The organism is Pararhodobacter marinus (assembly GCF_003122215.1).
Classification (GTDB): Bacteria; Pseudomonadota; Alphaproteobacteria; order Rhodobacterales; family Rhodobacteraceae; genus Pararhodobacter; species Pararhodobacter marinus.
On sequence record NZ_QEYD01000005.1, the window covers coordinates 257,157 to 280,700 of the forward strand.

23 protein-coding genes are annotated in these 23,544 nt (G+C 67.5%); 13 read left to right on the top strand and 10 right to left on the bottom strand.

Annotated features, from left to right (window positions below; genetic code table 11):
• The 11 genes from C4N9_RS09980 (at position 1) to C4N9_RS10030 (ending at position 9,371) form a co-directional block, all read left to right on the top strand.
• Complete coding sequence (locus C4N9_RS09980; protein ID WP_109533178.1) at positions 1 to 795, top strand: SDR family NAD(P)-dependent oxidoreductase; 795 nt, start codon at positions 1 to 3, stop codon at positions 793 to 795.
• 139 nt (positions 796 to 934) lie between these two features.
• Positions 935 to 1,681 carry a GntR family transcriptional regulator gene (locus C4N9_RS09985; protein ID WP_109533179.1) on the top strand — a complete coding sequence of 249 codons (747 nt, stop codon included), beginning with the start codon at positions 935 to 937 and terminating at the stop codon, positions 1,679 to 1,681.
• Between the two features lie 140 nt (positions 1,682 to 1,821).
• Positions 1,822 to 3,234, top strand: coding sequence for a vanillate/3-O-methylgallate O-demethylase (ligM, locus tag C4N9_RS09990; RefSeq protein WP_109533180.1), 1,413 nt, complete (start codon positions 1,822 to 1,824; stop codon positions 3,232 to 3,234).
• A 214-nt stretch (positions 3,235 to 3,448) separates the two neighbouring features.
• Complete coding sequence (locus tag C4N9_RS09995; RefSeq protein ID WP_109533181.1) at positions 3,449 to 4,438, top strand: TRAP transporter substrate-binding protein; 990 nt, start codon at positions 3,449 to 3,451, stop codon at positions 4,436 to 4,438.
• Position 4,439: 1 nt separating this feature from the next.
• Positions 4,440 to 4,949 (top strand): TRAP transporter small permease, encoded by a 510-nt coding sequence (locus C4N9_RS10000; protein WP_109533182.1) that lies wholly within the window; start codon positions 4,440 to 4,442, stop codon positions 4,947 to 4,949.
• Positions 4,946 to 6,250, top strand: coding sequence for a TRAP transporter large permease (locus tag C4N9_RS10005; protein ID WP_109533183.1), 1,305 nt, complete (start codon positions 4,946 to 4,948; stop codon positions 6,248 to 6,250). The genes C4N9_RS10000 and C4N9_RS10005 overlap by 4 nt, the downstream gene beginning before the upstream one ends.
• Positions 6,250 to 6,930, top strand: coding sequence for an alpha/beta fold hydrolase (locus C4N9_RS10010; RefSeq protein WP_109533184.1), 681 nt, complete (start codon positions 6,250 to 6,252; stop codon positions 6,928 to 6,930). Before C4N9_RS10005 ends, C4N9_RS10010 begins: the two co-directional genes overlap by 1 nt.
• Before the next feature lie 4 nt (positions 6,931 to 6,934).
• Entirely contained in the window at positions 6,935 to 7,294 is a 360-nt protein-coding gene (locus C4N9_RS10015) for an extradiol ring-cleavage dioxygenase (RefSeq protein WP_109533185.1), read from the top strand.
• Entirely contained in the window at positions 7,287 to 8,150 is an 864-nt protein-coding gene (locus C4N9_RS10020) for a class III extradiol dioxygenase family protein (protein WP_109533186.1), read from the top strand. Before C4N9_RS10015 ends, C4N9_RS10020 begins: the two co-directional genes overlap by 8 nt.
• Positions 8,150 to 8,464 (top strand): YciI family protein, encoded by a 315-nt coding sequence (locus tag C4N9_RS10025; RefSeq protein ID WP_109533187.1) that lies wholly within the window; start codon positions 8,150 to 8,152, stop codon positions 8,462 to 8,464. Before C4N9_RS10020 ends, C4N9_RS10025 begins: the two co-directional genes overlap by 1 nt.
• Before the next feature lie 13 nt (positions 8,465 to 8,477).
• Entirely contained in the window at positions 8,478 to 9,371 is an 894-nt protein-coding gene (locus tag C4N9_RS10030) for a methylenetetrahydrofolate reductase (protein WP_109533188.1), read from the top strand.
• An 88-nt stretch (positions 9,372 to 9,459) separates the two neighbouring features.
• Here C4N9_RS10030 and C4N9_RS10035 read toward each other — a convergent pair whose 3' ends face one another.
• The 8 genes from C4N9_RS10035 to aroQ form a co-directional block, all read right to left on the bottom strand.
• On the bottom strand, positions 9,460 to 10,200 hold the full coding sequence (locus tag C4N9_RS10035; protein WP_168192188.1) for a hydroxypyruvate isomerase family protein: 741 nt from the start codon (positions 10,198 to 10,200) through the stop codon (positions 9,460 to 9,462).
• Positions 10,197 to 11,243, bottom strand: coding sequence for a DUF1513 domain-containing protein (locus tag C4N9_RS21885; RefSeq protein WP_168192189.1), 1,047 nt, complete (start codon positions 11,241 to 11,243; stop codon positions 10,197 to 10,199). Before C4N9_RS21885 ends, C4N9_RS10035 begins: the two co-directional genes overlap by 4 nt.
• A 3-nt stretch (positions 11,244 to 11,246) precedes the next feature.
• A complete protein-coding gene (locus tag C4N9_RS10040; protein WP_109533190.1) occupies positions 11,247 to 12,245 on the bottom strand; it encodes an imelysin family protein in 999 nt (332 codons plus the stop codon).
• Positions 12,245 to 13,819 carry a di-heme oxidoreductase family protein gene (locus tag C4N9_RS10045; RefSeq protein ID WP_109533191.1) on the bottom strand — a complete coding sequence of 525 codons (1,575 nt, stop codon included), beginning with the start codon at positions 13,817 to 13,819 and terminating at the stop codon, positions 12,245 to 12,247. The genes C4N9_RS10040 and C4N9_RS10045 overlap by 1 nt, the downstream gene beginning before the upstream one ends.
• Entirely contained in the window at positions 13,779 to 14,264 is a 486-nt protein-coding gene (gene bfr / locus C4N9_RS10050; protein WP_109533192.1) for a bacterioferritin, read from the bottom strand. The genes C4N9_RS10045 and bfr overlap by 41 nt, the downstream gene beginning before the upstream one ends.
• Complete coding sequence (locus tag C4N9_RS10055) at positions 14,251 to 14,505, bottom strand: (2Fe-2S)-binding protein (protein ID WP_109533193.1); 255 nt, start codon at positions 14,503 to 14,505, stop codon at positions 14,251 to 14,253. The genes bfr and C4N9_RS10055 overlap by 14 nt, the downstream gene beginning before the upstream one ends.
• A 12-nt stretch (positions 14,506 to 14,517) precedes the next feature.
• Entirely contained in the window at positions 14,518 to 15,777 is a 1,260-nt protein-coding gene (locus C4N9_RS10060; protein ID WP_109533194.1) for an imelysin family protein, read from the bottom strand.
• A 214-nt stretch (positions 15,778 to 15,991) separates the two neighbouring features.
• On the bottom strand, positions 15,992 to 16,429 hold the full coding sequence (gene aroQ, locus C4N9_RS21660; RefSeq protein ID WP_146195148.1) for a type II 3-dehydroquinate dehydratase: 438 nt from the start codon (positions 16,427 to 16,429) through the stop codon (positions 15,992 to 15,994).
• A gap of 195 nt (positions 16,430 to 16,624) precedes the next feature.
• Here aroQ and C4N9_RS10065 point away from each other — a divergent pair, with 195 nt between their 5' ends.
• Positions 16,625 to 17,989: a DUF1800 domain-containing protein gene (locus C4N9_RS10065; RefSeq protein WP_168192190.1), complete on the top strand. Its 1,365-nt coding sequence runs from the start codon at positions 16,625 to 16,627 to the stop codon at positions 17,987 to 17,989.
• A 2-nt stretch (positions 17,990 to 17,991) separates the two neighbouring features.
• Positions 17,992 to 19,149 carry a DUF1501 domain-containing protein gene (locus C4N9_RS10070; protein ID WP_168192191.1) on the top strand — a complete coding sequence of 386 codons (1,158 nt, stop codon included), beginning with the start codon at positions 17,992 to 17,994 and terminating at the stop codon, positions 19,147 to 19,149.
• A gap of 78 nt (positions 19,150 to 19,227) precedes the next feature.
• Here C4N9_RS10070 and C4N9_RS10075 read toward each other — a convergent pair whose 3' ends face one another.
• Positions 19,228 to 22,287 (bottom strand): efflux RND transporter permease subunit, encoded by a 3,060-nt coding sequence (locus C4N9_RS10075; RefSeq protein WP_109533197.1) that lies wholly within the window; start codon positions 22,285 to 22,287, stop codon positions 19,228 to 19,230.
• Complete coding sequence (locus tag C4N9_RS10080; protein ID WP_109533198.1) at positions 22,284 to 23,528, bottom strand: efflux RND transporter periplasmic adaptor subunit; 1,245 nt, start codon at positions 23,526 to 23,528, stop codon at positions 22,284 to 22,286. Before C4N9_RS10080 ends, C4N9_RS10075 begins: the two co-directional genes overlap by 4 nt.
• Positions 23,529 to 23,544: the final 16 nt, after the last annotated feature.

Consider the following 23,544-nt stretch of genomic DNA (forward strand, 5'->3'; position numbering starts at 1 on the left):
ATGCAGATCGACGGAATTTCGGCGCTGGTGACCGGTGGCGGCTCGGGGCTGGGCGAGGCCACGGCGCGGATGCTGGCCGCGCGCGGGGCTAAGGTGACGATCCTCGACCGCGATGCCGACAAGGGCGCGGCAGTGGCGCAAGAGATCGGCGGCGCCTCGGCGGCGGGCGACGTGACGTCGGAAGCCGATGTGAACGCGGCGCTCGACGTGGCCACCAAGGCGCATGGCGTGCCGCGCATCGTCGTCAACTGCGCCGGCATCGGCACGGCGGGGCGGGTGCTGGGCCGCGAGGGGCCGCTGCCGCTCGAGGATTTCCAGCGCACGATCACCATCAACCTTGTCGGCACGTTCAACGTGATGCGCCTGTCGGCGGCGCGGATGGCCGAGGCCGACCCCATGGAGGACGGCGAGCGCGGCGTGGTGATCAACACCGCCTCGGTCGCGGCATTCGACGGGCAGATCGGGCAGGCGGCCTATTCGGCCTCGAAGGGCGGGATCGTGGCGATGTCGCTGCCGGTCGCGCGCGAGCTTGCGCGGGTGGGCGTGCGGGTCAACGTGATCGCGCCGGGGATCTTTCTGACGCCGCTTCTCTACACGCTGCCCGACGAGGCGCAAAAGGCGCTGGCCGCGGGCATTCCCTTCCCGCAGCGGCTGGGCGATCCGGCGGAATTTGCCGATACCGTCTGCTTCATGGCGCAGAACCGCTATATCAACGGCGAATGCGTGCGGCTGGACGGCTCGGCCCGGCGGGCTGCCGCCCGCACCTGCTTCAGGCGGGGGCGGGCCCCCTCCTGAAAACCTCCCCCTGGCGCCCTCTGAGGAGCGCTCGCCCGGAACGCCGGGTGGATTTTCCACGCAAAGAGCCGGAAGGTAACGTGCGGGGTTTGCGTGGCGCGCGAATATGTATACATTGATTGTATACATGGGGGAGGCCATGGGCGAATCCAAAAGCGTAAACCTGACCAAGCGCGCCACTTACGAGCTGCGCCAGCGTATCATCCACGGCGGACTTCCCGGCGGCACGCGGCTTTACGAAGTCGCGCTGTCCGAGGATCTGCAGATTTCCCGCACCCCGGTCCGCGAGGCGATGTCGCGGCTCGCCGAGGAAGGGCTGCTCGAGCGCGCGCCGGGCGGCGGCTTCCAGGTGCGCGGCTTCACCCTGAGCGATGTCACCGATTCGATCGAGCTGCGCGGCGTGCTGGAAGGCATGGCGGCGCGGCTGGCGGCCGAGCGCGGCGCGGAGGCGGCCTCGCTGGACGAGATCGGGGTGATTCTGGACCGGCTCGATTCCTGTTTTGCGGGCGTGTCGCTCGATCAGGTGGATTTCGACCGCTATGCCGAGCTCAACGGCCAGTTCCACGAACGCCTCGCCGATCTGTGCGGCAGCGCGGTGGTGCTGCGCGAGCTGGAGCGGGTCAAGTCGCTGCCCTTCGCCTCGCCCTCGGCCTTCGTGATGGGGTCGGACAACGAGGGGGGCCCCGACCGCGCGCTGCGGTCGCTGATCGTCGCGCAGGCGCAGCACCGGGCGCTGATGCAGGCGATCCGGCGACGCGAGGGGGCCCGGGCCGAGGCGATCGCGCGCGAACATGCACGCATCGCGCGGGGGAATCTGGAGGCGTCGCTGGTCGCCGATCCCGATGTCTCGGGCGGCATGCCGGGCATGGCGCTGATCGTGCGCTGATATCCGGCTGAGAGCGCTACCGCATGCATACATCCATCGGCTGAATCTGGCCCGGCGAGGGGGATTTTGCTTGCATCCGGGCGATCACTTGGCCATACGTGTATACATTATGACTTGTTGCCCTTGGGAGGAGAATCGAAATGGCTGCTACCAGTCTTGAAGGCCTGATCGCGGAGCACGGCGGTAACCCCGTCGACATCCTGCGCAATTCGAAAATCGGCATGTATGTCTATCCGGTCGTGGCGCCGGAATTCTCGAACTGGCGTTCGGAGCAGAACGCCTGGCGCGATTCCGCCGTGCTGTTCGACCAGTCGCACCACATGGACGAGGTCATCGTCGAAGGCCCGCAGGCCACCGAGTTCCTCGCCTATCACGGCATCAACGCGTTCGGGAATTTCGACCTGAACCGCGCCAAGCACTACGTTCCCGTGACCCCGGCGGGCCACGTGATCGGTGACCACATCATCTTCCGCGAGCGTGAAGACAAGTACATCCTGGTGGGCCGCGCCCCGACCTCGAACTGGCTGATGTTCGCCGCGTCCTACGGCAAATGGAACGTGCGTCTGCGCTACGACCCCCGTTCGCCCAGCCGTCCCGAGGGCGAGCGCGTCCTGCGCGAGCATTACCGCTTCCAGATCCAGGGCCCCGAGGCCGGCAAGATCTTCGAGAAGATGAACGGCGGCCCGATCCCGGACATCAAGTTCTTCCACGTCGACTGGATCAATATCGGTTCGAAAAAGGTGCAGGCGCTGCGTCACGGCATGTCCGGCGCGCCGGGTCTGGAAATCTGGGGTCCCTACAAGGACAAGGATTACATCCACTCGACCATCATGCAGGCCGCCCGCGACGCCGGCGTCAACCTGGTGCAGTGCGGTTCGCGCGCCTACTCGACCAACACGCTGGAATCGGGCTGGATCCCGTCGCCGCTGCCGGGCATCTATACCGGCGACGGCATGACCAAGGCGTTCCGCGAATGGGTCGGTGTCGACATGTATGAATCGGCCGGTGCCATCGGCGGTTCGTTCGTGTCGGACAACATCGAGGACTACTACGTCAACCCGTTCGAAATCGGCTATGACTTCTACATCGGCTGGAAGAAAGACGACTTCGTCGGCAAGGCCGCGCTGGAGAAGATCAAGGCCGAAGGTCCGAAGCGCAAGAAAGTCACGTTCGAATGGAACCGCGACGACGTGCTGAAGGTCATCGCCTCGTCGTTCGAGCAGGGCACGCCCTACAAGTGGATCGACTTCCCGCAGCCGAACTATGCCTCGTCCTCGGCGGACATGGTCTGCAAGGAAGACGGCACCATGGTCGGCATGTCGATGTTCAACGGCTACTCGTTCAACGAGCGCTGCCTGCTGAGCCTCGGCGTCGTTTCGACCGACGTTCAGATCGGCGACGTGCTGACGCTGAAATGGGGCGAGCCGGAAACCACCGGCAAGACCTCGACCGAGCCGCACAAGCAGGCCGATATCCGCGTGCGCGTCTCGCCGACGCCGTACTCGGCGGAAGCCCGCACCAACTACGCCGACAGCTGGCGGACCCGCAGCTGATCGGCTGACGCGACAGCGGGAGGGGCGGCTTGAGGAATGCCGCCCCGCCCACGACCCGGGCGGAGACCGGACTGGGACACGACGTCGCGCAGATCGCGAAAGCGGCTTTGCGTGGCGTCGAAACCCGTCATACTGGCCGGGTTGCATGTCGCGGCGACCGCCGCGACCCCTGACTTCGCGGGCGCGAAAACGCCCTTAACCTGGGAGGTACTACATGTTCGATTTCTCCAATATCCGGGCCGCGGGTGCGGTTGCCGCAGCGACGGCCGTGCTGGCTGCGCCGGTCGGCGCGACCGAACTGCGCTTCGCCCATTGGGTGCCGCCGCAGCACACGCTGACCGCCTCGACCATCGAGCCGCTTCAGGCAGCCGTGGCCGATGCCGGCGTCGAAATCCGGGTTTATCCCGGTGGCGAGCTGGGCGCCGGTCCGCTGGAGCAATATGTCCGCGCCGTCACCGGCACCGCCGACATCGTCTGGGGTCTGCAGGGCTACACCTCGACCCAGTTCCCGCGCACCATGATCTCGGAACTGCCGGGCGCCCAGCCCGAGGGCATGACCGGCTACGACATGATCTGGAACGCCTATGACGCGGGCCTGCTGGCCGACGAGTTCCCGGGCACCGTGCCGCTGGCGCTGTGGCTGTCCGAGCCTAACGTGTTCATCATGCGCGACCACGACATCCGCACGCCCGCCGACCTGGCCGGGTTGAAGATCCGCGTTTCGGGCTCGGCCGCCGGCGCGACCATCGAGGCGCTGGGTGCAACCCCGGTGCAGATGCCCGCGGGCGAGATCTACAATGCGCTGCAGACCGGCCTGATCGACGGCGTCGTCACCGGCGCTTCGGCGATCGGCGATTTCCGGCTGGACGAAGTGGCCAACAGCTACACCTACGGCGCGGATCTGGGGCACATCTCGTTCTACGTGGTGATGAACCAGGGCGCCTATGACGCGCTGTCGGACGAAGAGCGCGCGGCACTTGATTCCATCGCGGGTCGCGAACTGTCGCGGTCGGCCGAAGAAGGCTGGCTGGCGCGCGCCGAAAGCGTCACCGAGTCGATCCAGGCCACCGGCGACAACACCGTGATCTTCCTGACCGACGAAGAAGCGGCGGCCTTCGACGAGATCACCTTCCCGGTCCGCGACCAAGTGATTTCGGGCGTCGATGGCGGCGAGGAAGTCCTTGCCACGATGCAGGGCGAGTAACGTGCTGCGCACGCTTGATAAAGTTGCGGCCGGGGTTATTGCCCTGGCCGCGATCGTCGGCACGATCGGATTGATCGCCGAGGTCGTCGTGATCCTGATCGACGTGATCGGGCGCTATTTCGGCACGCCGCTCAGAGGCGCGCAGGACATTACCCAGATGGGCATGGTGGTGCTGGTCTTCGGCGGCATGGCGTTGTGCGACCGCCTCAACGGGCATATCGCGGTCGACCTGTTCGAACGCGCCTTCCCGACCTGGCTCATCCGTCTGACCGACATTCTCGCCGCCGCCTCGGGCGTGGCGATCTTTCTGGGCATCGCCTGGAACATGTGGAAATCGGCCGCGATCTCGCAGATGCTGAATCTCTCCACCAATATCATCAATCTTCCCAAGGACTGGTTCCAGTATTTCGTCGTCGTCTGCTGTGTCATCACAGCGGCGGGCATGCTGCTGCGATTGATCTCGCTGTTGCTGGGCGGACCGCTGCGGCAGGCTGAAGGTCACGCATCATGAGCAGTTTCGACGTCGGCTTGATCGGGATGGGCGCGCTTTTCGTGCTGCTCGCCTTTCGTATACCCGTGGCTTTCGCCATGTTCGTCGTGGGCTTCCTGGGGATCTGGAACCTGCACAGCCTGAACGCGGCGATGAACTACCTCGCCTCGGAAAGCTTCACCATCGCGTCCTCGGCCGAACTGGTCGTGGTGCCCTTGTTCATCCTGATGGGCAACGTCGCCACCGAGACCGGCATGTCGCGCAGGCTCTATGACGCGGCCTATGCGATGATCGGTTCGATCCGCGGCGGCCTCGCCTCGGCCACGATCATCGGCTGCGGCGGTTTCGCGGCGCTGTCGGGGTCGTCCGTGGCGTCCGCGCTGACGATGGGCAAGGTCTCACTGGGCGAGATGGAGCGTTTCAATTACGACCACCGCCTGTCCACCGGCGCCGTCGCGGCGGGCGGTACGCTGGGCATCCTGATCCCGCCCTCGACCGGCTTCGTGATCTACGCGATCCTGACGCAGGAATCGATCGGCCGGCTGTTCCTTGCGGGCGTGCTGCCGGGGCTTCTGCTGCTGTTCATGTTCGTGCTGACGGTCACGGTGCAATGCTGGCTCAAGCCCGAGATGGGCCCGGCCGGTCCGCGCACCACGGCGGGCGAGAAAGCCCGCGCCATGGTCGGCGCGCTGCCGATCCTGACGGTGATCCTGCTGACCATCGGCGGCATCTATACCGGCATCTTCTCGCCCACCGAGGCCTCGGCCGTCGGTGCGGGTCTGATCATCATCATCGGCCTCGTGTCGCGCAAGCTGACGCTGAGCGCGTTCTGGGCGGCCGCGAAATCCTCGGTCGTGACCACGGCCACGGTGATGTTCATCCTGATCGGCGCGCATATGCTGATCCCGTTCCTGGCGCTCAGCCACATCCCGCAGGAAGTGGGCGCGTTCCTCGAAGGGCTGAACGTGCATTCGCTGGTGATCCTGGCGCTGATCCTTGCCTGCTACCTGGTCCTGGGCTGCTTCCTGGAAGGCTTCGCCATGCTGGTGCTGACGATGCCGATCTTCTTCCCGGTGATCCAGCAGCTGGGCTTCGACCCGATCTGGTTCGGCGTGCTGGTCGTGCTGACCCTGGAAATGGGCCTGATCTCACCGCCCGTCGGGGTGAACGTGTTCATCGTGAAATCGGTGGCCCAGCACGTGCCGCTGGGGACGATCTTCCGTGGCGTGATCCCGTTCTGGCTGGCGATGATCGCCACGCTGATCCTGCTGGTCGCCTTCCCGCAGATCTCGCTGCTTCTGCCCAATACGATGATCAACTGATGACGACGACGCTTCTGATCCCCGGCCTTCTGTGCGACGGCTATTGCTGGACGGCGGTTACCGAGCGGCTCGATGCCGCGGTGGCCGACCTGTCCACGCAGGACAACCTGACCCGGATGGCCGAGGATCTGCTCGCGCGCCATCCCGGCCCCCTGCGGGTGGCCGGGCATTCGATGGGCGCGCGGGTGACGATCGAGATGCTGCGTCTCGCGCCCGAGCGGATCGAGAAAGCGGCGCTTCTGGATACCGGGATCCATCCGCTCAAACCCGGCGAGCGCGAGAAACGCGCCGAGATCGTGCAATTCGCCTATGACAACGGGATGCAGGCGCTGGCCGAACGCTGGCTGCCGCCGATGGTCTGGGAAGAGAACCGCAAGAATACCCGCCTGATGGCCGACCTTACGGCCATGGTGCTGCGCATGAACCCCGATCTTCACGCGCGCCAGATCAAGGCGCTGGTCGACCGGCCCGACGCGGAAGCGGTGCTGCCCAGTGTCCGCTGTCCGCTTCTGGTGATGGTGGGCCGGCAGGACGCATGGTCGCCCGTCGCGCAGCATGAGGACATCGTTGCGCTGGCGCCCGACGCCCGGCTCGAGATCATCGAGAATGCGGGCCATTTCGCCCCGGTCGAGCAACCTCAGGCGGTGGCCGACCTTCTGGTGCCGTTTCTGAAGGACTGACCCAATGTCTGCACGCAAGCCTGCACCCATCCCCGACACGCCGCTCTTCGATCGCGCGGGCTCGCATCGCGGCTACGAGCTGAACAAGATGGCGATGTCGCTGGTCTCGGCTGCCAACCGCGAGGCGTTCGCCGCCGATGAAGAGGCCTATCTCGACCGCTACAAGCTCAGCCCCGAGCAACGCGCGGCGGTGCTGGCGCGCGACTGGCAGGGCATGATCCGGCTGGGCGGCAACATTTTCTACATCCTGAAGATCTCGGCGCTGGACCCGATGCCGGTCACGGCCATCGGCGCGGCGCAGGTCGGCATGGATCACGAGGATTTCCTCGTCGAGCGCCTTGGAAAGGAACGCAGGAATGGCTGAACTCATCGGAGGTTGCGGCACCTCGCATGTCCCGTCCATCGGCATCGCGCTGGACCGGGGCCTGCAGGACACGCCCGACTGGAAACCCTTTTTCGACGGCTACATCCCCGCGAAGGAATGGATCGCCGAGCAGAAACCCGACATCGCCGTGGTCATCTTCAACGATCACGGCAATGCCTTTTTCCTGGACCGGGTGCCGACGCTGGCGCTTGGCGTGGCCGAGGATTACCAGATCATCGACGAAGGCTGGGGCAAGCGCGACATCCCGCCCTTCAAGGGCGCCGCTGATTTCAGCTGGCATCTGGCCGACGCGATGGTCGAGGGGCATTTCGATCCGCTGATCTGCCGCGAGATCGAACTCGACCATGGTATCCAGGTGCCGATGGAGCTGTTCTTCGGCCGGCCCGAGGCATGGCCCGTGAAGATCGTGCCGATCTTCGTCAACACCGTGCAATACCCGATCCCCACGCCGCAGCGCATGTGGGAACTGGGCCAGCTTCTGCGGCGCGCCATCGAAAGCTGGCCGGGGGACGAGCGGATCGTGGTGTTCGGCACCGGCGGCCTGACGCACCAGTTGCAGGGCGCGCGCGCGGGCTTCATGAACCGCGACGCCGACAAGGCTTGGCTGGCCGAGATCGGCCCGAACCCGGAAAAGTACCGCGACTGGACGCGCGAGCAATTCGTCGAGACCTTCGGATCCGAAGGCGCCGAGCTGATCATGTGGCTGGTGATGCGCGGCGCGATGGATGCCGATGTGCGGACCGTCATGTCGCATTACTACGCCCCGGCCTCAATGACCGGCGCGGGGATGGTGGTTCTGGAAAACGAGGTCCACGCGACCGAGGAGGCCGCCTGATGTTCGTCCTCATGCGCTGCCTGCACAAACCCGGCGCCGATGCCGAGCGCGACGCGCTACGCCCCACGCACCGTGACTGGAACAAGTCGGGCGGCGAGGGGCTCGTGTCGGTGATCACCGGCTCGGCGCTCTGGGCCCCGGACGGCACGGCGATCGGCCATTGGGGCATCCTGGAGGCCGAGAGCCTCGACAAGGCCCGCGCCTATATCGACGGCGATCCCTTCACCCGTTCGGGCATCGTCACCGACATCGAACTGACCCGCATGGCCGACGGTTTCGCCGCCGACCGCATCAATCCCCGTATTACCGGCTGAGGGAGGAGACACCATGGCCCTGTTCAATCTGCGCAAAGGCGCGAGCACCGAGGCGAAGCCCGAAAACCTGGCGGCGCTGCTGCAGGGGGCGTCGATCGAAGTCATGCCGCGCACCGCGGCCAAGGTCGAAAGCTTCCGCGAGATCCTGCCCGAAGGCACGCGCGTCTATGTCGCGCATATCGAGGGCACGCCCATCGACGAGATGGTCGCCACCGTGAAGCGCATCACCGACGAAGGCTATCCGGCGATGCCGCACCTGCCCGCGCGCATCATCGACAGCCGCGCGACGCTGGAAACCTGGCTCAAGCGCTACCGCGAGGAAGCGGGCGCCGAACAGGCGCTGGTTCTGGCGGGCGGCGTGCCGACCGTGGCGGGCGAGTTCACCTCGGCCATCGACCTGCTGAAAACCGGCCTGTTCGACGAGCTGGGCTACAAGCGCCTGCATGTCGCCGGGCACCCGGAAGGGAACAAGGACATCGACGCCAAGGGCGGCACCAAGCTGGTCGACGAGGCGGTGATGTGGAAGCAGGGCTTCTCCGAGCAGACCGATGCCGAAATGGCCATCGCCACGCAATTCGCCTTCGAGGCCGGTCCGATCATCGCCTGGGCCGAGCGGCTGCAGGCGATGGGTGTGACGCTGCCGATCCATCTGGGCGTCGCGGGTCCGACCAAGCTGCAGACGCTGATCAAGTTCGCCATCGCCTGCGGTGTCGGCCCGTCGCTGGGCGTGTTGCAGAAGCGCGCGATGGACCTGTCGAAACTGTTGCTGCCCTTCACGCCGACTGAGCTGCTGGGCGAGATCGCGGCCTACAAATCGGCGCATCCCGACAGCCTGATCGAGAAGATCCACATCTTCCCGCTGGGCGGGATCAAGACCTCGGCCACCTGGCTGAACGAGCATAACTGAGGGAAGCGGGGGGCCAGCGCCCCGTACCCCCCGCCAAGGGGGAGCACGCTCCCCCTTGGGACCCCCGTTTGGTCCCGCTTGAGTATTTTCAGCAGCGTGAAAGTGCGGGGAGCCACGACAGGCTGGCATCAGTCGGGCCGTTCGGACGGTATTCCGCGCCGAAGGGGCCGGGCCAGTCGAGTTTCGGCAGGAGCGCCGCGTAATCGACCGTGCCATGGTCGGGCGCGCCGCGATCGGGAACCGCGGCGAGCTGGACATGGCCGATGAGGGCGCGGTGGCGTTGATAGGTTGCCAGCACGTCGCCCTCGGTGCGGCCGACATGGTAGCAATCGACCATCAGTTTCAGGTTGGGAGAGCCGAGGGCGGTGCAGGTCTGCGCCGCCTTTTCCTGGCTGTTCAGATGGTAGCCCGGCACGTCATGGGGATTGAGCGCCTCGATCAGGATCGTCAGGTCGGGCGCGGCGTTGCAGGCATGGGTGAGGCTGGCGCGAAAGGTCTCCTCGTCCCCGTCTTTGCCCGCCATCACATGCACAGCACTTGTCCTCGTGGCGCGCGCATAGGCGATGGCCTCGTCGATGGCGGCGCGGGCCTCGTCTTCGCGGCCTTTCAGGGCGGCGAGGCCGAATTCTCCCGGCCCGCCGGGGCGGGTGTTGAGCGAGAGCATCGGCAGGCCTGTCTCGGCCAGCGCGCGGGCGACGGTGTCGGGCGGCGTGTCATAGGGCCAGTGGCATTCGACCGCCCGAAACCCCGCATCGGCGGCGGCGCGGATCGCGTCTTGCAGCGGCAGCTCGGTCCACAGGAAGCCGAGATTGGCCGAAAAGGCCCTCACAGCGTCACGATGTGATTGTCCCAGGCGCGCGGGCGCAGGCCCAGCGGGCGGGCCTGGCCCCCGGTGACGCGCAGCACGCCGCCGCCGCCATCGGTGGTCAGGAAACCGCCGGGGCAGGGGGCAAGGCCGCAGATATCGGCCCGGGGCGTGGCGCCGAGAAAGGCGCCCCGCGCGTCGAAGCGGTGTAGCCGCCCGCCCCGCGGCGAGGTGATCGCGACTTCGCCCTGCGAAAAGGCGACCGAGCCCGCATAGCCCTGCATCAGCGCCTGTTCGGGGCCGGGCGCCGAGGCGAGGATCGGTGCCGCGCCGCGCCGGTGCAGGCCCAGAAGCGGCACGACCTGTCCGGCGGGGCCTTCCCATTGCATGGCGAAGGCCAGCGTGCCGTCTTCGTGGGCGAGATGGCGGATCGAGGCGAAATGCAGCGCGGGGTCGAGCGTGACCTCTTCGGCGATCGCATCGTCTTCGACATAGACCAGCGAGGGCGCCATGTCGGGCAGGTTCAGCTTTGTGCGGTCGGCGGGATCGGTGGCGATGCCGCCATTCGCCACGGCGAAGCCGCCACCCGGAAGGCGCAGCATTTCATGCGGACCGATGCCGCCGGTTTCGATCTGGCCGATGCGGCGATAGGCGCTGTCCCAGATCCCGAGGAAACCCCGGCTGTCCGTGGCTCTTTGTTCAACGGTATAAAGGATGTCGCCTTCCGCCGTAAACGCGCCATGGCCGTTGAACTGCATCCCGTCCGGCGGTGTCAGGTCGCGGATGAGCGCGCCCGTGGCACAATCGAGCACCAGCGCGAAGGCGCCGGGGCGGCGGGCGAAGGCCACCGCTTCGGGGCGCGTGGGATGCGCGGCGCCGGCATGGCCGCGCGCGGGCAGGGGCAGGCGGAACGTGTCTGCGCCGTCGGCGGCAAGGCCGAACAGCGCGTAGGCGCCATCGGCCTCGCGCGCGCAGGCGAGCCAGCGCGGGCTGCCTGCATCGGCCCAGGACGGTTTCGGCGCGGCGACGGCCATCAGCCCGGCGAGAAAGGCGCGGCGAGAGGTCATGGTTCAGTCTCCGTCGAGCGCGTTGAAGCCCGGCGCGATGCCCATCGCCTCGCCGATGGCGAGGCTCAGCGCGTCGCCCACCATGCGAATCTGGCCTTGCAGCGATTCCAGCCGGACATGGGCGGCGGGGTCGGTGACATCCTGAAAGGCCGGGTCCTCGATCCCTTCGGCAAAATAGGCCACGGCATCGAAGGCCTCGTCGACGGCGGGGACGGGCCCTTCGGCCAGCGCGCGGGCCATGCGGTGCAGCGCTTCCATCGACAGGGTCAGGTTGCGCAGGCTGCGTCCCGAGCGCCAGGTCTCGGCGCGGGCGGGCACCGGCCGCCCGGGCGTGCCCAGGACCTGCCCCAGCCGCTGATCGGCGTTGAACTCGACCCCGCCGTGAAGCTGGGTGAAAAGCGCGCGCTCGGCCTCGGCCTCGGACAGGAAGAGCGCGTTGTCGGGTTCGCCGGCATGACGCAGTTCGGGCGCGAATTTGCGCCGCCAGGCGCCGTCGAGATCGCCGGCCTGTTCGGCCAGGTCCTCGGTCATGACCTGCACCAGACGGCATTCGTAGCTGTCTGCCGCGTAGCCGCTGAATTGCGGGTCATAGAGCATGGTTTCCAGCGCGTAGAGCCCGCGCGCGGCGGCCGAGACCTGCGCGAAGTCTTCCGCATCCGTGCCCAGCGGGTCTTCGCTTTCGATCACCCGCGCCAGCGTGCGGCGGCCGGAATTGCGGCTGTCGGGCCAGAAGGCGATGGTAAGCGCCGCCTGCTCCTGCGGTCCCAGGCGCAGATGGCCGATCCCCATCCACGCATCCATCGCCGCGTTCCAGGCGGGTTGCACATGCTCGGGGCGGCAATCGGCGGCGGCGCTGGTCTCAAGCGCCTGCGCGGCTTCGGCGAAAGCGGCGGTGCCGGGCAGGATATGGGTGTCGAGCACGGCCTCGACATCGGCCAGCGCGGGCGTGGTCAGGGCGGGGGTGGCGGCCAGAAACAGGCCGAAGGCAAGGGACAGACGCATCACAGGCTCCTCAGGAAGCGCAGAAGGGCGGCGCGGTCGTCGGGGGCAAGCCCGACCACGGTGTCACGGGCGGATTGCGCTTCGCCGCCATGCCACAAGATCGCCTCGAGCAGGCTGCGGGCACGGCCGTCATGCAGGTAGCTGCCCCGACCGCTGACCTGTTCTGTCAGCCCGATCCCCCAGAGCGGCGGCGTGCGCCATTCGCGGCCCGTCGCGCGGGCTTCGGCAAAGCCGTCGGCCAGACCCTCGCCCATGTCGTGCAGCAGGAAATCGGAATAGGGCCAGATCAGCTGAAAGGAATGCTGCACGCGGTCTTCATTCAGCGTGCGGGTCACGAAAGACGGGCGGTGACAGGCGGCACAGCCGGCCTCGCGGAAGATCGCGCGCCCGCGCAGGACTTCCGGATCGCCGACGTCGCGCCGGGCGGGAACGCCGAGATTGGTGATGAAGAAAGTCACCAGCCCCAGCGCGGTGTCGCTGATCTCGTGCCCGTCATGCTGCGGATCGCCGCCATCGGGGGCCTGGCGGCAGGCCGCCTGCGGTTCGGTGCAATCGCCCCAGCCCTGCGGGAACAGCGACGAGGACAGGCCGACATCGTGGAAAAACGCGCTGGCGGATTGTTCGCGCACGGTGGGCATCCCGGCCTTGAGTCCGAAGCGGCCCAGCATCGGTGCGTCGAACTCGCGCGACCAGACGATATTGGCGCGGCCTGAAATCCCGTCGCCATCGGCGTCGTCTGGATCGGCCAGGGCCAGGATATCGTCGGTGGCGATGGTTTCGATCAGCCCCAGCCCGATCAACGGCGGCGCCACGCGGGGGCTGAGCATCGCGGCCTCGTGCAGCGGGCCGAAGCCCGGATCGGCGGCCTGCCAGTCGGGGCGGCGCAGCGTGACCGTCTCGCCGCCTTCCAGCGTGACGGGGATGTCCTCCCACGACACGGCAAGCCGGTATTCGGTCAGTTGCCCCTGGATCGCGTCATCCTGCAACTGGTCGCCATAGACCGGGTCGGGCAGGGTGGAGATGTACTCGGCGATACCCTCGGGCGTAGGCGTGCCCTCGGGCGCGGGGATCGCCACGCGCAGGAACATGCCGGGGCGAGAGGGCGCTTCGGGATCGGAATCGGGCGGGCCGGCGCGGCCGCCATTCGGGTGACAATCGGCGCAGGCGCGGGCGTTGAAGAGCGGGCCCAGCCCGTCCGACGCGGTGGTCGAGGCCGGGGCCGAGGCCCAGGGCCGCGAGAACAGCGCCTCGCCCAGCTCGAAGGTCATGCCCTGTTCCAGCGTCAGGTTCGCGGCGGGCTGTGCGAAAGCGTCGACGGTGGAGCGTGCGCGCACCGTTCCCGCGCCGCCCGAGCGCAACTCGAAGCGCTGTGGGCGCGACGGATCTTCGGGCGGACCCAGCACCAGCGCGGCGCGGGCGCTTTCCTGTTCGGTACGCGGAAGGGCGTTCAGGTGCAGGTCGCCGAGATCCTGCGCATGGCCGGGAAAGGCCGCGAAGGGCAGGGCCAGGATCAGCCCCGCCCGGCGCAGGCTGTTACTCGGCTTCGTCCATCGGCGCGGCGTTGAGCAGCGCATAGCGTTCGTCTCCCAGACGGGCATAGAGATCGAGCTGGGTCTCAAGGAAGTCGATATGCCCTTCCTCGTCGGTCAGAAGCTCCTGGAACAGCTCCATCGACACGAAATCGTTGACCGACTGACAATAGGCGCGCGCTTCGCGGTAGAGGGCGGCGGCTTCCTGTTCCGCGGCCAGATCGGATTCCAGCGTTTCCTTGGGGTTTTCGCCGATCCTGAGCGGGTCGAGTTTCTGCAGGTTCGGATGGCCGCCGAGAAAGATGATCCGGTCGATCAGCTTGTCCGCGTGATGCATCTCCTCGATGCTTTCCTCGCGGCTTTTCTTGGCCATTTTCGCCAGACCCCAATCGGCCTGCAGGCGGTAGTGAAGCCAGTACTGGCTGACCGCCGTGAGCTCCGAGCGCAAGGCTTTGTTCAGGTATTCAATGACTTTCTCATCGCCCTTCATGGTCCGGTCTCCTTGTTGACTGCGCGCGCAGGTTGCGCAGTTCCATGGGGACCTGAGTATTCGGATTGGACCGCATGGTCGAGAGAAAAAGCTTCATGCACCCGCCGCAATCGGCGGTCTTGCCGAGGGCGCGGTAGACCTTGCCGGGGGTGATGATCGTCCACGGATCGGACTGTCGCATCCAGTCGACCGCGGCGTGAATGTCGCGGTCCGAGATGTTTTCGCACGAGCAGACGATCATCACCAGTCTCCGTTACTGGAATACGGCCGAGGGGTCGTCGAGGCTGTCGGACCCTTCCAGCTCGATACCCGACAAATCCAACGCGGCGATGACACGTTCGATGTCGCGGGTCTGATCCACCAGCGCATCCACCGCGCCCATGATCACCGCCTCGCCCTCGTCATTGCCGGGGGCGAGCATCATGTCATAGGACATGCCGCCCTCGGCGGTGTCGACCATGGTCTGAAGCGCCGAGACCGAGGCGTCGAGTTTCGCGCGCAGCGCCTCGTCGAGATCGGCGTGGTTCTCGGCCACGTAATCCGACAGGCTGGGCCCCGAGACGACCGAACCGTCGACGCGGGTATATTCGCCGACATAGACGTTCCGGATGCCGACCGCGTCATAGTAATGGCTGTAATGGGTGTTGTCCGAGAAGCAGTCATGCTCTTCCTCGGGGTCGTTCAGCATCAGGCCCAGCCGGATCCGCTCGCCGGCGAGCTCGCCATAGGACAGGCTGCCCATGCCGGTCAGGATGGCCGAGATCCCGGCGGCCTCGTCGGCCATCACGGCTTCGCGCGCTTCGCCGTCTTCGGACCATGCATCGGCCATTTCCTGCAGATCGGCGATCAGCAGCTCGGTCGCGGCGGTCAGGTATTGCGCGCGGCGGTCGCAGTTGCCGTTGGTGCACGCGTCGCCCTGCGCGTAATCGGTCCAAGGACGCTCGCCCGCGCCGGCATCGGTGCCGTTCAGGTCCTGGCCCCAGAGCAGGAATTCGATGGCGTGATAGCCGGTGGCGACATTGGCTTCGACGGTGTCGGCCTCGTGCAGAACATCCTGCAGCAGCGCCGTGTCGATGGTCGAGGCGTCGATTTCGGTCCCGCCCAGCGTGAAGTTCGGCGTGGCGATCACGTTGAGATTGGCCGCCGGGTTGTCGTCGCCGCCCATATAGCTGCGGCTGGTATAGTCGATCAGCCCCTCATCCAGCGGCCAGGCATTCACGCGGCCTTCCCAGTCGTCGACAATCGGGTTGCCGAAGCGGAAGGCCTCGGTCTGCTGGTAAGGGACGCGCGCGGCGATCCACGCTTCGCGCGCGGCGGCCAGACCTTCGGCCGACGGGGCGGCGAGGAAATCCTCGATCGTGGCCTGCAGTGTCTGCGCGGTGGTCACGCTGTCGGAATACCCGGCTTCGGCAATGTCGGCATAGGTGGTCAGGACTTCGGCCTGGGTGACGGCGAAGCCGGCCGAGGGCAGCGCGATGGCGGCGGCGAGCATAAGGGGCGTGATACGGCGCATGAGTTCCTCTGACGGTACGGTCTGCGCGGCGACGGGGCCGCACGGAAATGTCGCGCCGGGCTCGACCGCCCGCAGCGCGCGAAACGCAGACACGCGCCGCCGGAAGGCTTGGCTAGGCAGGCGCACCCTAGGGGAAGGCGCCCGTGTAAGTCAATCCTGATTTCTTTGCTAGGGTATTCGGCGGCGGCCGTGGCTGCTTGCCCGGAGCGCCGCTTCAGGCCAGCAGATGCACCATGTGCCGCATCGCCAGCGCATAGCCATGAATGCCGAAACCCGCCATCACCGCATCCGCGCGGTGGCTGACATAGGAATGGTGGCGGAAGGCTTCGCGCTTGTGGACCTGGCTGATATGCACCTCGATCACCGGGCCCTCGAAGGTGTTGAGCGCGTCGAGCACCGCCACCGAGGTATGCGTCAGCGCCGCCGGGTTGATGATGATCCCCGCCGCCGTTTCGCGTGCCTCGTGGATCCAGTCGACGATCTGGCCTTCCCAGTTCGATTGCCGCATCACCGTTTCGATCCCGGCTGCCTGCGCGATCCCGGCGCATTGGGCGGCGACGTCTTCAAGCGTGTCATGGCCGTAGATCTCGGGCTGGCGCTTGCCCAGAAGGTTCAGGTTCGGGCCGTTGAGGATATGGATCGTCAGGGTCATGGGCTCGCTTGCGCCTCGGTTGGGGTGGTCCGAACTTACGCTGCCCTTGCGCGCGTTTCCAGAGCCGCGCGACAGGGGCGCCGACCTGCCGACCGGCGGAGCTCACACGCAATTGTTTCTCGCCCCCGCTTGGCCGCGCGCCCCGGGGCGCGTAGGCTGCGCGGCGATGACCCAGCAGCCGGATCCGCCGCCCCCATGCGCAGCCTCGATACCTTCACCGCCCTGAACCGCTTCGGTCTCGGTGCCGGGCCGGGCGACGATGCGCGGGTGGGCGACGATCCGCGCGGCTGGCTTCTGGACCAGATCCGCCCGGGGCAGGCGCTGCCGCCCGGCCTGCGCCGGTTTCGCAGCGCGGCCGAGATCCGGGCCGAGATCGCGCGCGCCGGGCGGGAAAGCAACGAGGCCCGCACCCGCACCGTGCGCCGCGCGATGAACCGCGATTTCCGGCAAGAGGTGATGGCGCGTCTGCGCTACGAGATCCGCACCCCCGAGGTGCTGCCCGAGAGGATGGTGCGCTTCTGGGCGAACCATTTCACCGCCTCGCTGTCGCGCGGGTCGCGCGACGGGGTGACGATCCCGGCTTACGAGCGCGAGGCGATCCGCCCGCATGTCTTCGGCCGGTTCCGCGACATGCTGCACGCGGCGGCGCGGAACCCAACGCTTCTGACCTATCTCGACAACGTGTCCTCGGTCGGTCCGGACTCGCCCGCCGGGCAGAACCGGCAGCGCAACCGCCCCACCGCGACCACGCTCAACGAGAATTTCGCCCGCGAGTTGCTGGAGCTGCACACGCTGGGCGTCGATGGCGGCTACACGCAGGACGACATCATCGAGGCGGCGAAGATCTTCACCGGCTGGGGCCATGGCGGCTATCGGCGCGGCGGCGACGAGCCGATCCATGGCAATTTCCAGTTCGTCCGCCGTCAGCATCAGCCCGGCCCCAAGACCGTGCTGGGCCGCGTCTACGAAGAGGCGGGCGAGGAAGAAGGCCTGCGCCTGCTCGACGATCTGGCGCGGCATCCGTCCACGGCCCGCCATATCGCTACCAAGCTGGTGCGGCATTTCGTGGCCGATATCCCGCCGCCCGATGCTGTCGCGCGCATCGAGCAGGTGTTTCGAGACACCGAGGGCGATCTGGCCGAAGTGACGCGGGCGCTGGTCCTGCTGGATGCCGCCTGGGCCGATCCGCTGGCCAAGGTGAAGACGCCGCATGAATTCGTCGTCGCCTGTTTCCGGGCCACCGGCTCATTGCCCGAGAACCAGCCCGATTACTTCCAGCCAATGCGCCTGTTGGCGATGATGCCGCATTCCGCGCCATCGCCTGCCGGCTGGAGCGATCGCGCCGCCGACTGGCTGGGCCCCGAGGCGCTGATGATCCGGCTCGAATGGGCGCGGGGTTTCGCCGCGCGCCAGCCCGGCACGCTGATCCCGGCCGAGATACTCGATCGCTCCATCGGCGCCGCCGCGCGCGAGGTGACGACGACCTGGGTCGAGCGCGCGCCCTCGGGCGATGCGGCGCTTGCGATGATCCTTGCCAGCCCCGAATTCCAGAGGAGATGACGATGCTGGACCGACGCCTGTTCCTGAAGCTGGGGGGCGCGGGGCTGGCCGCGGCGCTGGCCTCGTCGCGCGTGGCCTTTGCCTCGGCGCCGACCGACAAGCGGTTCATCTTCGTCTTCCTGCGCGGCGGGCTCGACGGGCTTCATGCGCTCGTGCCCTATGCCGATGCCGATTATCGCCGCTTGCGCCCCTCGCTGGCGCTGGGACGCGACGCGGTGCTGGATCTCGACGGCTATTTCGGGCTGCATGACGCGCTGGGCCCGCTGATGCCGCTATGGCGCGCGGGCGAGCTGGCCTTCGTTCCCGCCGCCACGACGCGCTATCGCAACCGCTCGCATTTCGACGGGCAGAACCTTCTGGAAAACGGCACCGCCCGCCCGCGCGGCGCGCGCGACGGCTGGCTCAACCGGGCGATTCTGGGCCTGAACGGTGGGGACGACCGGCTGGCGCTGTCGCTGGGGCCCGCCGTGCCGCTGATCTTGCAGGGCGCGGCGCCGGTACAGGCCTGGTCGAACGAGCAATTGCCCGATCTGAACGACGATTTTCTGGAACGGCTGGCCATCGTCTATCGCGACGACCCGCTGTTCCACGCGGCCCTGACCGGCGCCACCGGCATGACCGAACCCGACATGTCGGACGATGCGCCGACCAACGACAATTTCCTGATCTCCTCGCGCGCTGCCGCCGACATCCTGCGCGCGCCGCAGGGGCCGCGCATCGGCGTCCTGGAACTGGGCGGCTGGGACACGCATAACGGCCAGCCCTATCGCCTGCGCCGCCTGTTCGAGCGGCTGTCCCAGGGGCTTCTGGCCCTGCGCGAGGGGCTGGGCCCGGTCTGGTCGGAGACGGTGGTGATGGTGGCGTCCGAGTTCGGGCGCACGGCCGCCGAGAACGGCAACCGGGGCACCGATCACGGCACTGGCGGGCTGGCGATGCTGGCGGGGGGCGCGGTGCGCGGCGGGCAGGTCGCGGGCGACTGGCCCGGCCTGTCGCCCCGCGCGCTGTTCGAGGAACGCGACGTGCTGGCGGTCAATGCCTATGAAGCGATCTTCAAGGCGCTTCTGATCGGGCATATGGGCCTTGATCCGGCCTATGCCGAGCGCGTGGTCTTCCCCGAAAGCCGGGCGCTGGAACCCTTTACGGGGCTTCTGCGCGCCTGACGGGTTCCCGTTACAGGCCGCGTGTACAGGCGACAGGGACGGGCGGCCGGGTGTTGCCCGCCCGCCCGGGAGACGGCCTCAGGCCTTGTCTTCCACGGGAGTCTGATCCCCGCCGAAAACCTTCGACAGCAGCCAGCGAAGCCGGTCCTTCAGCCCCTCCATGACGCTGAAGACCGACGGCACGAACAACAGCGACAGGACCGTCGACAGAAGCAGCCCGCCGATCACCGCGATGGCCATCGGCGCACGGAACTCGCCGCCCGTCGAATGCGCCATGGCCGACGGCACCATGCCCGCCGACATCGCCAGCGTGGTCATGATGATCGGGCGCGCGCGCTTGTGGCCTGCGTCGATCATGGCGCTGGCGCGGTCCATGCCGTCCTTCACGCCTTCCAGCGCGAATTCGACCAGCATGATCGCGTTCTTCGTCACGATCCCCATCAGCATCAGGAAACCGATCACCACCGACAGGCCGATCCCGGAGCCGTAGATGTAAAGCGCGAAGATCGCGCCGCCGATGGCCAGCGGCAGGGACAGCATGATGGTCAGCGGCGTGACGAAGCTGTTGAACAGCAAGACCAGCACGACATAGACCAGCATCAGCCCCGCCCCCATCGCCAGCGCGAACGAGCTGAAGATCTCGCCCATCGTCTCGACATCGCCCGAGGGCTGGATCTCGGCCCCTTCGGGCATGTCGGTGGCGGCGGGCAGGGCATAGATCGCCTCGGTCGCCGGTCCCAGATAGACGCCGGGCGCCAGATCCGCCTCGATCGAGACCAGATATCGGCGGTCGTAGCGTTCGATCACCGACACGCCCGAGGCGATGCGCACCTCGGCCACCGCCGACAAGGGCACCATCTCGCCCGACGAGGAGGGCACGCGGAAGCCCGCCAGCCGGGTGATGTCGGTGCGCGCCTCTTCGTTCAGGCGCACGCGGACCGGGATGCGCTCTTCGCCCGCGTCGAACTGCGCCAGGTTGGCGTCGCTGTCGCCGATCGTCGCCACCCGAACCGCCGAGGCCAGCGCGCCCGCCGTCACGCCCAGCTCGGCGGCGCGTTCCGGATCGGGGATGATCTGGATCTCGGGGCGCAGAAGCGCCGCTTCCGACGCCACGCCGCGCAGCTCGGGCAGGGCGCGCATCTGGTGCAACAGCGCGGTCGCGGCTTCGGCGGCGCCGGCCTGCGTATCGGCCAGCACGTTGATCGTCACGTCGCGCTGTCCCTCGGCCCCCAGCACGAAGACGCGCATGTCGGGAAGATCGGCCAGGCGGGATTCGATGTCGGCGTTGATCTCGGTCCAGGACCGCTCGCGGTCGGATTTGTCGCCGTAATTCACCTGGATGCTCAACGAGGTCGCGGATTGCCCGTCGACGAAGGCGCGCTGCACTTCGGGCACCGTGAGGATGCGCTCGGTGATGGTCTGCGCGGCGCTGCGGGCCTCGGGCAGGGTGGTGCCGGGGGGCAGGTCGACCATGACGACCGACCGGCCGGCATCGGTGGGGGGCACGAATTCCTGCGGCAGCAGCGTCGCGGAATAGATCGACCCCGCGAAGATCGCCAGACCCGCCAGAAGCGTGATCGTGCGGTTGCGCAATGTCCAGCGCAGCACCGACAGATACCCGCGCATGATCGCGCCGTCCTTGGCTTCGGCCTTGTGATCGTGGGGTTTCGAGCGCATGAAATAGGCCGCGAACATCGGCGTGATCAGCCGCGCGACGGCCAGCGAGAACAACACCGCCACGGCCACGGTCAACCCGAATTGCTTGAAGAACTCGCCCGCGATCCCGCCCATGAAACTGACCGGCGCAAAAACCGCGACGATGGTCAGCGAAATGGCGATCACCGTGGTGCCGATCTCGGTCGCGGCCTCGATCGCCGCCTGAAAGGCGGGGCGTCCCATCTCGATATGCCGGTCGATATTCTCGATCTCGACGATGGCGTCATCGACAAGGATCCCGACCACCAGAGTGATCCCCAGAAGGCTGATCGTGTTGAGCGAGAAGCCCAGCAGATCCATGACGATGAAGGTCGGAATGGCCGAGAGCGGCAGCGCCACGAAGGCCACGACCGTCGCGCGCCAGTTGCGCAGGAACAGGAACACCACGATGATCGCCAGAAGCGCGCCCTCGTAGAGCGTGTCCATGGCGGAATGGAACGTGGCCTCGGTATAGATCGTCGCGTCGTCGATCAGCTCGAACTCGGTATCGGGATACAGCTCGCGCAGGGCGTCGAGCCGCTCGCGCGCGCCTTCGGCAGCGACCAGATCCGAGGCTCCGGTCGCGCGGAACACGCCGAACGCCACCACCGGCCGGCCATTGAACAGCGCGAAGGTATCGGATTCGCCCGCGCCGTCGGTGACGGTGCCCAGCTGGTTCAGCGGCACCGTCTGCCCCGAGGGCAGCCGGATCGGTGTCTGCGCCAATTGCTCGAGCGTCTGCGCCGATCCCAGCGCGCGGATCACGTATTCCGACCCGAACAGGTCGCCTTCGCCGCCGCCCTGATCGAGATTCGTTTGCGCCAGTTGCTGGCTGACGCTGGTGGCGCTGAGGCTCAGCGCAAGCAGGCGGTCGGGGTCCAGATCGACGCGGATCTCGCGCTCGGCGCCGCCCAGACGGCTGACGCTCCCGACGCCGTCGGCGCCCTGCAATTCGCGCGCGACGACATCGTCGACGAAGCTTGACAGCTCTTCGATGGAGCGGGTCGTGTCGGCCACGGCATAGGTCAGGATCGGGCGGCCGGTGAAATCCAGCCGCTGCACGATCGGGTCCGAGGCGGTATCGGGCATCTGTTCGCGCGCGGCGGTGACGGCGTCCTTGACGTCGTTGAGCGCGCGGTCGGTATTGGTGCCCATCTCGAACTGGATGGTCAGCTGTCCGACACTGTCCTGCGCCGAGGCTTCGACATGGCGCAGGCCGGTGATATCGCTGATTTCATCCTCGATCGGCTGGATCACCTGAGAGGCGATCTCGGACGGCGCCGTGCCCGAAGCCGGAACCGTGACCAGCACGACGGGCAGGTCGACATTCGGCATTTCGGTCACGGGCAGCCGCGCGAAGCTGACAAGCCCCGCGATGCACAGCACCAGAAAGGCGGCAATCGGCGGGACCGGATTGCGGATGGCCCAGGTCGACAGGTTCATTCCGACACCCCGTCTTCGCCGGTCTGCGCCTCGGACGCGGATCCGGCCTGTGCCAGATCCGACGGATCCGCGTCGGCATCGAGCGGCCGCACCCGGTCGCCATCGGCGAAGAAGGCACCCGCCCGCGCGACCACGCGCTCCCCCGCGCTCAGCCCGTCGGTGATTTCCTGCAGACCGTCCCAGGCCAGCCCGAGCGACACGTCGCGATGCGCCAGCACGTTGTCGTCGCCCAGGACCAGCACATAGCTGCCCTCAGAATCGCGCAGCACGGCGGTCAGCGGCACGGCCAGCCCTTCACGGTCGGCGACGATCACCTGTCCGCTCACGAACAGACCGGGACGCAGCCCCGCGCTGTCCCCGAGCGAAATCCGCACTTCGCCCAGCCGGGTGGTGGCGCTGACGACCGGCGCGACCAGCCGCACGGCGCCCGTCACCTCGGGCAGGCCCGCGATCTGCAGCCGCGCGGGCTGGCCCCGTTCCAGAAGCACCAGTTCGGTCTCGATCACCTCGGCCGAGACCTCGACCTCGCCGTCCTCGATCAGGCGGAAGATCGGCTCGCCGCCGGTCGCGGCGATGGCGCCGATCTGGCCGTTGCGGGCGCTGACGATCCCGTCGACGGGGGCGACAATGGCCGCGTTCCGATAATCCAGCTGCGCGACTTCCAGCGATGCGCGCGCCTGTTCCAGCGCGGCACTCGCCGCCTGAACGCCGTCGCGCGCCGAGGCGAGCGCGGCTTCGGCGCTCAGTTGCGCGGTCTGCGCCTCGTCCAGCGCGGATTGGGTGGCGGCCCCGCTCGAGCGCAGGCTCTGCATCCGCGTCAGCACCTGATCGGCCTGCTGCAACTGCGCCTCGTTCGCGGCGACCTGGCTTTCCGCCTGACGGCGCGCGGCCTCGGCATTGGCCAGCTGCGCCTCGGCCTGCGTCACCCGCAGCCGCAGCGTGCGGTCGTCGATCCGTGCCAGCACGTCGCCCGCCGAAACGCGGTCGCCCATCTCGGCATTCAGTTCAGTGATCGCGAAGCCGCCAGTATGCGGAAACACCAGAACCTCGTTGCGCGGGATCAGCGTGCCCGACACCGTGACCACCTGCCGCAGCGGCGCCGTGCGGGCGGTGGCGGCGGTGACGGCGGGCACATGGGCGCTGTCTTGGGCCTGCGCGGGCAGGGAGACGGGCGCGAGGAGCGCGAGCGCGGCGGCGATCACGACCAGAGCGCGCGACGAAATGGGGGGCAGGATTCGCATCCGGGGCCTCCGGCTG